This is a genomic window from Paenibacillus sp. fava2 (assembly GCF_058313675.1).
In genome coordinates this window covers 1356391-1368596 of sequence record NZ_CM177755.1, presented here as the reverse complement: position 1 = coordinate 1368596, position 12206 = coordinate 1356391, and the positions used below count along the sequence as shown (strand labels likewise).

The following is a 12206-nucleotide window of genomic DNA, read 5'->3' as shown; positions in this document are numbered from 1 at the left end:
ATCCAATACAAGTTTTTATATACTCCTGGCTTAATTTTTCGAGTAATCAGTATAGAGATTAACAAAATAACAATATTAAGAAATATGGTTATCGGAACACTCAAAATCCTTCCAAGACCAGTATAAGGAAAGTATTCGATTAATAAAAATATGGTTAGTATACTCGGGATCATGGCTAGTAGAATAGTTTTTATTATCTTTTCCATGTTGGTCTCCTTATTCAGTTTTCTTTATTCTCACATAACGTTATAACACTGAGATTAGATATTCGTGGAATTTATTAAAGTATCCTGCACTGTTTAATTCCCTCGACATGTAAGGATAATCAAATGATAAGCAGCTACAGCTCATCGGAGATTCAAGGTAGTGACTGTTATTATTTCATGTGTTCTTCTTCATTTGATCCATCATTGCTTGAATTTCTTCTCTACTAGCAATACCTGTTCCGTCAAAAGAACACATCATGCATGAACGCAGCTCAAATTCTTTTCCATTTTCATCAATTTCGGTAACGGGTTCAGTCCAATCCATCTCTTTACCACAAAAATCACATATTCTTTTTCCGTAATCACCTTCTTGATAAATATCTTCGTCGTCATATTCATGCACAGAAGCAGCCTCCTTTTTTGTCTTTCCGAAATCTGCATAGGCCTGATTTGAATTAACCAATGCTTATAGATAGGTGTTTCAAAATCAAATTTTAGCACCTAAAAGATCCACTAAAATACAACGGTGTTTTTTTAGTCCTTCCTGAGTTGCTACTTGCGGATAATCAAATGAGCTAGCACATCCAAGGCCGTGGATAAATACAATGGGTGTTTGCTCTCCATGGAAATCATTATAACGAAGCATACATTTCGCTTTTTTAACAAAAAACTCCTTCATTAATAAAATTCCTTTCTATATTGAATTCCTATCATATTTTACCATACAAAAAAAAACGCAGATTCCCACCATGCCGGGATTGCGTCTTCTAATTCAATCCTATTCAGTTACAAGCCACAGATTCCGCCAATCCATCCACTAATATTGCAGATCTATGCTGCTAATGTGGAGTCGTAACCCATCAAATGCTAGTCCTGCTGTTTTTTCTTCTCTATATAAATCCATGTGTGGTAAGTATGAAACTTATTCATTCGTATTAACCTGAGAGAAGATGACTCCAAAAATGATCCCGAAAATAAGGCCAAACAAAATGCTATCAAGTGCTACCCAAAATATAACTCCGAAGCAAAGGCCTAAAGAGACGCCAGTCGTAAGCGATTTATTATTCATGGTAAACACCTCACTTTTCTATTTACTACGATTTAACGGCATGAAAGTTTCTATAATTTTACAAGTTTTAAAAAAAGAAAACGCAAATTCCCACCATGCCGGGATTGCGTCTCCTTTAAACAGTTCTATTTAGTTAAGGCGTCCACTCATCATGCACAATCCCTGCCAGAATCCGGTCCTCACCAACTTTTTCAAAAACAAGCCGAAGACTGCGCCAGTCCATCCCCTGATACTGCGGATCAATGCTGCTGATGTGGTAATCCACATAGTCATATTTGTCGGCGGGGTATACCTCATTGATGTTATTGATCATCGTCCCTTTATTCTCTGCCGTGTTCAGGGAAATCTTCGCATCCTTTGCGAAATCTGCATCATACACAAACCGTTTGAAATACTCGGCAAAAGTCAGCTTGATCGGCTCCCCGCTTCCGGCAAAGCTTCCCCATGTGCGTTGTTCGGTGTCCTCCATCAAACCGCTGATCTCCTCGTGCGTGAAAACAAGGTCGTTCTCAGTGTCCACGTAACCATATGGTGAAAAGCGCACCCCCTGATCCCTCGATACCCAGGCGGACAGGGTGTCCATATTGCCGTTCTCCAATGCTCTCATTACTGTCGAGGCTGCTTCGAGTGCTGTCGGCGGTGTCCCTTCGTCTGGTACTGCTGCTGGGGATGCAGAAGCAGATGGCTCAGCTGAAGGCTCCGGTGACTGGCTTGGTGCCGGCGTCTCCGCAGCAGGCTGTTCTGTCTGTACCGGCGTTGCTGTGGCCTCCGGCTCCGCTGCCGGCGTATTGCTGCAGGCAGCGAGAAGTACGAACGCCGCGGCGGCCAGGGCCAGCTTGCCAGTCTTTTTTACAGTATGCATAAAAACCCTCCTTATTTATTGCTGATATAGGTTAGACGGCCCAGCGGCAGCTTTTGTTGCTGGATCAGCTGTCAATGCCAGGCCTAATCGTACGCTATCGGCTTAATTAACAGCTTCTCTAAAAATACACATTTCCCGCTTTAATCATGGTGATGAAAACGTTATAATTTTGTTCAAGTGCACAAAGTATACTATTATGCCGCGCAGGGGCTTCTTGTCCGGCCTGGCAGAGGAGGATAAACCGGTTGTTTCAGCTCTCAGAGAAGCAGGCACAGGAAATTGTAGACAAAATGATGACGGACATCCCCTACAACATCAACATCATGAACCACGAGGGCATCATCATCGGCAGCGGAACCCGGGAACGGGTCGGTACGGTTCATCAGGGAGCGGTCAAAGCACTGGCAACCGGAACAATGGTCGAGGTCTGGCAGGACGGCCGTTTTGAGAAAAAAGGCACCAACGAACCGATCGTCATCGCCGGCAGCCGCGTCGGAGTAATCGGTATATCCGGCAATCCCGATGAGGTACGCCCCTTTTGCAACATCGTCCGGACGACCGTCTCCCTTCTGATCGAACAAAGAAACGCCCTTGAGGATCTTGCCAATGAGGCGAGCCGTAAAAAAGCCTTTTTGGAGCTGCTGCTATCCCACCAGGGAGCCTATACCCAGAAGCTGCGTAAGGAGGCTGCAGCTTATCAGCTGGATTTGCTGCTCAGAACAACGGTGCTGCTGCTCAAGGGCTTCGTCCCGGCCGAAAAACAATCCAAGCTCCTGCTCGGATATCCCTCTTTCCTGATTGAGGAGGATAGCTGGCTGATTCTGGTTCAGAATCAGGAGGACTGCACCACGCTGATCCGCCAGCTGCTTGACGGACAGCCACGCGCTCTGCTGGCTGCCGGCAAACAGGAAGCCAATATCGCCGAGAGCTACCGCCAGGCTAAATCGGCGATGGGTATCCTGCTGGCACTCAAGCCTGAACAGCAGGCCATTCATTATGCCGAGCATGAATTCTTAGTGAAGCTGAGCCATGCCAATCTGACCGCAAGTGCCGGCACAGTAGTCAAGCTGGAGGATACCGCTGATCTGCTGGAGACGCTGCGCAGCTTCATCAACCATAACTGCAGTGTCTCCCAGACCTCGGAGGCGCTAAACATCCACCGCAACACCCTGCAATACCGGCTGAAGCGGATTGAGAGCCTGACTGGCAAAGATCCGCGCAACCTGCTTCAGCTGCTGGAGCTTACTTATGGCCTGCTGGCATTGTATAAGTGACAAGGTGACTAACTATAATTAACCAGCCCTCGGTGAAGCTTCTCCTCCAGTATGTAAATGATTCCATAGTACAAGTCAAAAAGAGGCCGTCTCCAGCACATTTACATGCTCTGGAGATGGCCTCTATTTGGGTTATTCCTCTACTCTGTGATATGCTCTGCCCCGTTTTACTCGGCCAGCTTCAGCACTCTGGCGATGTTCTCACAGGTCCGTTCGACGTTGGCTGGACCGTCCTTCAGCAGCTTGTCCAGCTCGGAAGCACCTGGCACGATACCGAAGATTGCGTCGATTCCCTCCGCATACAAGGTGTCGATGCCTTCGCCGATATAACCGGCCAGGGCGATGACTTTTTTGCCGCCGGCCTTGGCGGTCGCGGCAACGCCGTAAGGGGTTTTGCCGAATTTGGTCTGGAAGTCGATGCCGCCTTCGCCGGTGAATACCAGATCGGCACCCGCCATTTTTTCCTTCAGGCCGGTATACTCGATCACAATCTCGATCCCCCGCTGCAGCGTTGCCCGGGTGAAGATCATCAGCCCCGCGCCAAGCCCTCCGGCGGCGCCGGCACCCGGCAGGTCGCGGACATCCTTGCCAAGCTGCTGCTTGACGACCTCTGCATAATGGGCCAGATTGGCATCGAGCTGCTGCACCAGCTCAGGCGTAGCGCCCTTTTGCGGCCCGAATACAACAGATGCGCCCCGTTCACCGCATAGCGGGTTGGTCACATCGCAGGCCACGATCAGCTGCACCTGCTGCAGCCGCTCATCCAGCCCCGACACATCGATGCTGGCCAGACGGTCCAGACTGCCGCCGCCGCGCGGCAGTCTCTCACCCGCCGCATCCAGGAACTTTGCGCCCAGCGCCTCAGCCATCCCGGTGCCCCCGTCATTCGTCGCACTGCCGCCGATGCCGATGATGATACTGCGGATGCCGCGGTCCAGACATTCCCGGATCAGTTCGCCGGTACCATAGGTTGTAGTGATCAGCGGGTTGCGGTCTGCCTTATTCACCAGCTGGATCCCGCTGGCCGAAGCCATTTCGATGGCTGCCGTATTGCCGTCGCCCATGATGCCGTACTGCGCAGTAACCGGCTGGCCCAGCGGCCCTGTTACTTCTTTTGTGTACACTTGCCCGCCCGAGGCATCTACCAGGGACTGGACGGTGCCCTCTCCGCCGTCCGCCATTGGAACATGTATATATTCAGCATCCGGATAAACCTTCCGCAGCCCTTTTTCCATTGCCATACAGACTTCTTTCGCGCTCATACTCTCTTTAAACGAATCCGGCGCCAGTACAAAGGTTTTCTCTCTCATTTCCTCACCCCATGTTTAGTTTAGAACAAAAATCCGTAGATAACTGTAGCCACAACCGCCATCGTTCCGCCGACAATCGCCTCGTAAGGCACAACGCCCATACGCTGCTTGATGCTCATTTTCATACTGTCTGCAGTCACGTGGAAGTAGTTCCCCTGCGGCAAAGAGTCGATAACCGTGGCTCCGGTGTGCACCATGACAGCTGCCGCCAGCGGAGCGGTACCCATATCCAGGATGGCCTGCCCGAAGGAGCCGGTTGCCAGAATTACGCCTGTGGAGGTTGAAGCCGTAGCTGCCGCCATCAGAATACCGGAGATCGGTGCCAGGAAGGTGCCGGAAATGCCGGCCGTCTGAATCAGCTGGACCACCTGGGTGGACAGATCGGATGCCGAGATCAGACCCGCTATACCGCCGGCACCGATCAGAATCAGTACCGTTGCCGTCATTTTATTAAGTCCGGAAGAGGTGTATTGCAGAATTTTCTTACTTTGGCCCATAGCCAGCATACCGACAATTCCGGCAATCGGCAGGATATACAAGGCATCCACCTTAAAATTAGCCAATGCGTCAATGCCGGACAGCGAGCCGATCGGATTAATCATCAGCAGGATGACCGCTACAAGCGGAGCGACAATGGCTTTGCCAAGCGGCGGATACTTGGAAGTATCTATGTTACCGTTCAGCGCTTCCTCATCCGTAACCATATTTCCTTTTTTCTTCAGGAGTGAAGCCACAATTACCGTTACAATCAGACCGCATACCGCAGGGATCAGTCCGGCCAGCATCACATGACTGAGATCGAGATCAAAGCCGCGGGCTGCAGCAATCGTATTCGGATTGGGCGAAATGATATTCCCCGCCTTCCCTCCGCCCGACAGTGCCAGCAGCAGCGCCGTTTTGGAAATGCCCATTTTGTTGCCTACCGACAGTGCGATCGGCGCTACAATCAGCACCGCTACCGGAATAAAGACACCTACTGCGGTAATGATCATCGTTGCCAGCGCCAGTGCCAGGATGGCTTTACTGCCTCCGAACTTGCGCACAATAGCTTGGGCTATCGTCTCAGCCGCACCCGACTCCATCATCACTCCGGCCAGCACACCAGCCGCAAGCACACGCAGTACCGTTCCCATCACACTTTGTGTACCGCTTACAAGAACGCTTACAGTCTGCTCCAGGTTGGCACCGCCAATCAACGCCCCGGCAATCGCCCCCAGAAACAAAGCATATACCGGATTGAGCTTTCTCAGTATCAGAATAATGGCTAACGCCAGTCCCGCCAATGCCCCATACCAGCCAATTGTTAATCCTTCCATCGTTAATCCCCCTAGCACTCATGTTGAACACGCTTTCAGTATAATGGCTCACAGAGAGAAAAAATATTGATGAACGGACGAAATCCGTTGTGCAGTTGACCAACTGGGTATTCTGCCGATGAAGCATATAAAAGCGGCTACTACTCTTGGTATCCAGAGCAATAACCGCATACTTTTAATTAAAAACCTGTCTCAATATCCGCAAAATTCTACTTTCGTTCACGGATAGCGTCACTGAAGTCCGCAAACACAGGCTTGTAGCTTAGCAATTCGAAAATAACGTCGTCTCAGTCCGTTAAAAAAATTGTAGATCGATCGTACTCGACGGGCAGGCGTATAGTTAATTGTCCGGTTGCGGTTTCGTATCATCCGTGATCTTTTTAAGCTCAAAAATAGTTGCCTCTGATAACAAGATAAGCCTATCGTTGTTAATAACAAAAAAACTTAAAGGTATGCTTTGTTTTGTAGAAGGGTCACTTATATGTATTACTTTTAATACATCATTTAGTTTTAAATCCGGGATGTCTATTTTATATAGTCTATAAAAAGAGTCAGAGTTATAGCATGCCGTTGTAATCTCATATAAGGGATTTGTTAGTTCATATTGATAAACGCTATAGTTTTTAAGTCCTTTTGATGAAAAAAAAGCTTTATGGATGATCATTTCATCTCCAATAAATTTTTGCCCTGACGGATATTCAGAAGCATCATTATATGAATTTGCAAATCCTAAATGCTTCTCCACTTTCCAGGTTCCATAGACATATTTTTCAGTTTCACTATCCAAACTTATACTGTCCATATCGCAATATTCGGATCTGTTGTTTGGGATAACAGACTCATCCATTGCAGGTTTAGACTCACTGAGAATATTTGGATTGATCGTCATTTTAACATTTTCATAAGCCGAAGCCAGCAGCACCATTATCATAATACAAACCAATAACATCTTATCCATCTTTCACACTCCCGCTATAAAGGTATGTCAAAAATAATATTCATAATCTCATCCGGATTAATTGCCGTTGTGGGCGAAGTTCAAGCTCTGAATTAAGAATACCACATATGGGAAAACCATACAGGTTGCACCCTGCCAGAACAGCGCTTTTGAGTCCTCACTCTGTAATCCGTTCCAGCCCGTTGGCCTGAACCAGGCAGCGGAAACCTACCTGCCCTGCAACAAAAAAATGTCCCCACTGCCGTTTCCGGCATGGGGACATTTTTATCCGTTAGTCTTCAAAACGCACGTTAATGTGCATGTAACATAACTCCAGCTGCAGCCTACTTCACGCTGCCCGCAGCCTCACGAGGCTGGCGCATGGTCAGGCTGACGCGGCCCTTCTTCAGGTCGACGCCGAGCACCCAGACGGTCACGTTGTCGCCAACGGAGACAACGTCCATCGGATGCTTGACGAAGCTGCCGCTGAGCTGGGAGATGTGCACCAGCCCGTCGTTTTTGATGCCGATATCGACGAACGCGCCGAAGTCGATAACGTTGCGGACGGTTCCCTGCATTTCCATGCCGGGAACCAGGTCCTCGATCTTCAGCACATCCGTGCGGAAGATCGGCAGCGGCAGCTCCTCGCGCGGATCGCGGCCCGGACGCTGCAGGCTCTCCAGGATGTCGCGCAGCGTAGGCACGCCGACATCCAGCTTCACGGCGAGCTCAGCGGCATCCTGCGCTTCGAGCTCAGCCGCGACCTCGCGGCTGCCGAGCTTCTCTACGTCCAGCCCGAGCTCGCGGAACAGACGGTCGACCACCGGATATGATTCCGGGTGGATCGGCGTACGGTCCAGCGTATTGTCCCCTTCGGGAATACGCAGGAACCCGATGCACTGCTCGAAGGACTTCGCGCCAAGGCGCGGCACCTTCTGCAGCTGTTTGCGCGTGGTGAACTTGCCGTTCTCCTCGCGGAACTTCACGATATTCTTGGCGATCGTCGAGTTGACTCCCGCCACATAAGAGAGCAGCGACGGCGAAGCCGTGTTCACGTCTACGCCGACATGGTTAACGGCCGATTCCACGACGGCCTTAAGGCTCTCCTCCAGATGCTTCTGCGAGACATCGTGCTGGTACTGCCCGACCCCGATCGCCTTCGGGTCGATCTTGACGAGCTCCGCGAGCGGGTCCTGCACGCGGCGGGCAATCGATGCGGCGCTGCGCTCGGCCACATCCAGATCCGGGAACTCCTCCGCGGCCAGCTTGGAGGCGGAATAGACGCTGGCTCCTGCCTCGTTCACGATCAGGTACGCCAGCTCCGGATCACCGACCTCGGCGATGACCTCGGCGGTGAACTGCTCCGTCTCCCGCGAGCCGGTGCCGTTGCCGATGACGATCAGCTTGATGCCGTATTTGGCAATCAGCTCCTTGAACTTCGCCGCCGCCTCCTTCTTCTTGTTGTTCGGCGGCGTCGGATACGTTACCGCCACCTCCAGCAGCTTGCCGGTGTCGTCAACAACAGCCAGCTTGCAGCCGGTACGGTACGCCGGGTCTACGCCGAGCACATTGCGGCCTCTAACCGGCGGCTGCAGCAGCAGGCTGCGCAGATTGCCTGAGAAAATCGAGATCGCCTGCGTCTCGCCCTTCTCGGTCATTTCCCCGCGCACCTCACGTTCTACAGATGGCGCGATCAGCCGCTTGTAAGCATCCTCAGTTACAGCTTCCAACAGCTCCTTGACCGGGGACGGCCCCTTGATCAGCTTGCGCATAATAAAGGCATGTATCTTGTCAGGAACAACCTCGATCCCGACCTTCAGCACACTTTCCCGTTCTCCGCGGTTGATCGCGAGAATGCGGTGCGGCGGCATTTTATGTACCGGCTCACGGTAGCTGTAGTAGTTCTCGTAGACACTCTCCTGCTCCGCGTCCTTCGCTTCCGAGACAAGAATCCCCTGGCTCGCCGTGTACTGGCGGACCCAGGCCCGGATCACCGGATCATCGGCGATGTTCTCGGCGATAATGTCCATTGCGCCCTGCAGCGCGGACTCGGCACTGTCTACACCCTTGTCCGCATCTATATATTTGGCAGCCTCATCAAGCGGCTGGCCCTGGCGGCGCTGCTCCATAACCCAGTCCGCCAGCGGATCCAGCCCTCTTTCCTTGGCTACGCTTGCTCTTGTCTTGCGTTTCTGCTTGTAAGGACGGTACAAATCTTCGACTTCCTGCAGCTTGACCGCCTTCATAATCTGCGCCTGCAGCTCGGGAGTCAGCTTGCCCTGCTCCTCAATGCTGCGGATAACGTCCTTCTTGCGGTCACCTAGGTTACGCAGATAGCCCAGACGCTCCTCAATGTCGCGCAGCGCATTCTCGTCCAGCTCGCCCGTCATTTCCTTACGGTAGCGCGCGATAAACGGAATGGTGTTCCCTTCGTCCAGAAGACCCACAGTGGTCCGCACCTGCTTCAGGCTGATGCTTAGCTCCTTGGCGATTGCCGCAAGGATCAGTTCCTGTTCCTGCCGGAGCGCTGCATCATCCTGCAGACTGCCGGCATTCGTATTCTCTGCTGCCAATAGTATCCCTCTTTCCGCACACGTGCTGATCTCATAATTGCCTAACTAAAATAGTATCACAGATTGCCGCTGCGCCAAAGTTACCGGGATACTGCATCACCACACTGCACGCCAAAAGCTTACTTCACCTGCACACTGCGCCGGGCCATCCGTTTGGCCGAGCTCAGGGACAGCAGTAAGCAGAGAACCAGCACAAACGCTGCTGCCGCATAAGGGAAATTAATGTCCAGATCGAACAGGACACCGGCAACAATCGGCCCGGCAATATTACCAAGGCTGGTGTACGCAGAGTTCATCCCCATTACGAAGCCCTGCTGCGTCTCTCCGGCCATTTTGGACAATTGGGTGCCGACAGCGGGACGCAGAATATCCATAGCCAGGAACACGATAAACGTCACGGCCATAATCAGGAAGTAGCCGTGAACGAACAGCGTGAGCAGGATGAATACGCCGGAAGCCAGCAGACTGATGGAAATCACTCTATTTTCCCCAAAACGGTTCAAAATCCAGCTAAAAGCAGTCAGCTGCACCACTGCCCCGGCAATCGAGCCGAAGGTCAGCACAAAAGCGATATCCTTAGGCGTGAAGGCAAATTTATGATCGACGAACAGTCCGAACACCGTCTCATAATTGGCAAGGCCGAAGGACATGACGAACACAATAACCAGCCCGACAAAATAAGGCTCCCGGTAAGAGCGCACCAGCTGGGAGATCAGACTTTCATTCTTTTGCTGAGCCGCCGCTGCATCATGGACAGCCGCAGCAACACGTGATTCCGGCAATAAAATAAACGTGATAATAGCTACAAATGCCGCGGCAATCGCCGCCGCGAAGAACGGAACCCGGATCCCGAACTCCGCCAGATAGCCGCCGATTCCCGGTCCGATAATGAACCCGGTCGTGATGGCCGCATTAATCATCCCCATCCCTTTAGCCCGTTCATCCATCGAGGTGGTATCCGCCACATACGCCATAACCGCAGGCATAATCATCGCCGCTCCGATCCCGCCCAGCATCCGGGCCACGAACAGCATCCATGGCAGCTCAGCCACACCGAACACTACCTCCGACAGGGAAAAGACGACCAGCCCCAGCACGATAATTCTTTTGCGTCCCATCCGGTCAGACAATCTTCCGGCAAGCGGCGAGACAATCAGCTGAGTCAGCGAAAAGGCAGCGACCAGCATCCCGACAACACTGCCGCCGATATGCAGCTCATTCATATATGTCGGCAGAATCGGCACTACAAGCCCGATCCCTGTAAACGTTAGAAAGATACTGATCATCAGCATCAGCATGGCACCGCGGTTTCTTAGCAGCAAAGACATTGTGTTTCCCTCCGTTATTACACTTTAAGTTGGTATTGAATCGCCATGCAGGCAGCTTCTGTTTAATTTCCGCTTATCCTGCACATCCCATTCGGTATATATATAAAAATTCATAACTGCTATAAGACCGACCATCCGGTCTAATTAATGGTATGGAAAAGCTTATGCAAACTGTCCGCTAATCCGCCAAGTTCAGCGTTAAGAGCTTCCATTTCACATTCAGGCCCGCATCCCCTGCAGCAGCAGGCGTATGCCGTCCCGGTAATATTTCATTACATCCGCCGGCCCCTCCGAGGGCGCTGTAATTTCTCTGACTCTGCCGATTCCCTCCAGCATACCGCAGACAATCACCACATAATGATCCAGGTTGCCGTTGACCAGATACCCGGAGTCCATTCCCTCCTGCAGCAGCATGCGGCAGGCCGTAGCCCCGGATTCATACAGCTGTGACAGCCGCTGGTAAATCTCCTCTGAATGGATACGGGATCTTGCGTATTCCTCAAGACCACAAATCAGCGGATTCTGAAAATCACCCGCGTAATGTTCTCCAAGCGCATAAAAACGCTCCTCAATTCCTGTGATTCTGCCCCGGATAACATCCCATTCCGCAAGCCACTGCTCTGTATCCTCTTCGACGATGGACAGAAACAGCTCATCCTTACTCGGAAAATGATGATACAGGCTGCCTTTGCTGACTTTTGCAGCTATGCAGACTTCATTCATCGTAACCGCCGCATACCCCTTTTGCACGAACAGGCTGGCTGCCTGCTGCACAATGCGTTTCTTCGTTTCTTCTCCATCCGAGCGTCCTTTTATACCCGTAACCCCCTTTTAAACCGACCAACCGGTCTAATTATAGCACATGAGTTATGATGACTTCAAAAATGGTTGTCGGAATACCTGCCGTATATACTAAAAAGACGTACTGCCTAAGCAATACGTCTTCCTTGTTCACGCGAATATTGGTTCCTGTCCCGGTCTAGAAATCGATCAGGCCCAGACTGATTTGCAGCGAATCATCCACCTTTTTCATGGTATCATCGTCAAGATGGGTGATCTTATCGGTTAAGCGTTGTTTGTCAATCGTCCGAACCTGCTCCAGCAAAATAACGGAATCCCGGTCAAAGCCGTGAGCAGCCGCATCAATCTCCACATGCGTCGGCAGCTTGGCCTTCTGGATCTGGGCGGTGATAGCCGCCACAATAACCGTCGGGCTGAAACGGTTGCCAATATCGTTCTGTATGACCAGTACCGGCCTTACTCCGCCTTGTTCAGAACCTACAACCGGCGAAAGGTCGGCAAAAAAAACGTCGCCGCGTTTAACGATCAAT

Annotated in this window: 12 protein-coding genes; 1 reads left to right on the top strand and 11 read right to left on the bottom strand. The window is 51.3% G+C overall.

Translation table 11 applies throughout. The features are described 5' to 3' along the window. Window positions 1-381: 381 nt before the first annotated feature. From AC4G46_RS06005 to AC4G46_RS05990, 4 genes are all read right to left on the bottom strand, one after another. Window positions 382-669, bottom strand: coding sequence for a hypothetical protein (locus AC4G46_RS06005; protein WP_491127125.1), 288 nt, complete (start codon window positions 667-669; stop codon window positions 382-384). Window positions 670-693: 24 nt separating this feature from the next. Continuing rightward, window positions 694-885, bottom strand: coding sequence for an alpha/beta fold hydrolase (locus AC4G46_RS06000; RefSeq protein WP_491127124.1), 192 nt, complete (start codon window positions 883-885; stop codon window positions 694-696). A gap of 243 nt (window positions 886-1128) precedes the next feature. Continuing rightward, complete coding sequence (locus AC4G46_RS05995) at window positions 1129-1275, bottom strand: glycine zipper domain-containing protein (protein WP_481856909.1); 147 nt, start codon at window positions 1273-1275, stop codon at window positions 1129-1131. Window positions 1276-1408: 133 nt separating this feature from the next. After that, window positions 1409-2137, bottom strand: coding sequence for a hypothetical protein (locus tag AC4G46_RS05990; protein ID WP_491127123.1), 729 nt, complete (start codon window positions 2135-2137; stop codon window positions 1409-1411). 245 nt (window positions 2138-2382) lie between these two features. On the opposite strand from AC4G46_RS05990, the gene AC4G46_RS05985 reads away from it, so the two are divergent. Then, window positions 2383-3411, top strand: a complete 1029-nt coding sequence (locus AC4G46_RS05985; RefSeq protein WP_491127122.1) for a CdaR family transcriptional regulator — start codon at window positions 2383-2385, stop codon at window positions 3409-3411. Between the two features lie 167 nt (window positions 3412-3578). Here the strand turns inward: AC4G46_RS05985 and AC4G46_RS05980 are convergent, their stop codons facing one another. The 7 genes from AC4G46_RS05980 to AC4G46_RS05950 all read right to left on the bottom strand — a co-directional run bounded on the left by AC4G46_RS05980 (window position 3579) and on the right by AC4G46_RS05950 (window position 12205). Continuing rightward, a complete protein-coding gene (locus AC4G46_RS05980; protein WP_491127121.1) occupies window positions 3579-4721 on the bottom strand; it encodes a glycerate kinase family protein in 1143 nt (380 codons plus the stop codon). Between the two features lie 20 nt (window positions 4722-4741). Next, on the bottom strand, window positions 4742-6037 hold the full coding sequence (locus AC4G46_RS05975) for a GntP family permease (protein WP_491127120.1): 1296 nt from the start codon (window positions 6035-6037) through the stop codon (window positions 4742-4744). Between the two features lie 340 nt (window positions 6038-6377). After that, window positions 6378-6995: a hypothetical protein gene (locus tag AC4G46_RS05970; RefSeq protein WP_491127119.1), complete on the bottom strand. Its 618-nt coding sequence runs from the start codon at window positions 6993-6995 to the stop codon at window positions 6378-6380. 323 nt (window positions 6996-7318) lie between these two features. Then, entirely contained in the window at window positions 7319-9517 is a 2199-nt protein-coding gene (locus tag AC4G46_RS05965) for a Tex family protein (protein ID WP_491128804.1), read from the bottom strand. Window positions 9518-9666: 149 nt separating this feature from the next. Continuing rightward, window positions 9667-10875, bottom strand: a complete 1209-nt coding sequence (locus tag AC4G46_RS05960; protein ID WP_491127118.1) for an MFS transporter — start codon at window positions 10873-10875, stop codon at window positions 9667-9669. 219 nt (window positions 10876-11094) lie between these two features. Continuing rightward, window positions 11095-11649: a TetR/AcrR family transcriptional regulator gene (locus AC4G46_RS05955; RefSeq protein WP_491127117.1), complete on the bottom strand. Its 555-nt coding sequence runs from the start codon at window positions 11647-11649 to the stop codon at window positions 11095-11097. A gap of 205 nt (window positions 11650-11854) precedes the next feature. Then, window positions 11855-12205: a type II toxin-antitoxin system PemK/MazF family toxin gene (locus AC4G46_RS05950; RefSeq protein ID WP_039870351.1), complete on the bottom strand. Its 351-nt coding sequence runs from the start codon at window positions 12203-12205 to the stop codon at window positions 11855-11857. Window position 12206 lies beyond the last annotated feature (1 nt).

Excerpts from the sequence above, each read along its gene's own strand:
- AC4G46_RS05960 (WP_491127118.1), bottom strand. The coding sequence starts at position 10,875 with ATGTCTTTGCTGCTAAGAAACCGCGGTGCCATGCTGATGCTGATGATC.
- AC4G46_RS05990 (WP_491127123.1), bottom strand. The coding sequence starts at position 2,137 with ATGCATACTGTAAAAAAGACTGGCAAGCTGGCCCTGGCCGCCGCGGCG.
- AC4G46_RS06000 (WP_491127124.1), bottom strand. The coding sequence starts at position 885 with ATGAAGGAGTTTTTTGTTAAAAAAGCGAAATGTATGCTTCGTTATAAT.
- AC4G46_RS05975 (WP_491127120.1), bottom strand. The coding sequence starts at position 6,037 with ATGGAAGGATTAACAATTGGCTGGTATGGGGCATTGGCGGGACTGGCG.
- AC4G46_RS05995 (WP_481856909.1), bottom strand. The coding sequence starts at position 1,275 with ATGAATAATAAATCGCTTACGACTGGCGTCTCTTTAGGCCTTTGCTTC.
- AC4G46_RS05980 (WP_491127121.1), bottom strand. The coding sequence starts at position 4,721 with ATGAGAGAGAAAACCTTTGTACTGGCGCCGGATTCGTTTAAAGAGAGT.
- AC4G46_RS05970 (WP_491127119.1), bottom strand. The coding sequence starts at position 6,995 with ATGGATAAGATGTTATTGGTTTGTATTATGATAATGGTGCTGCTGGCT.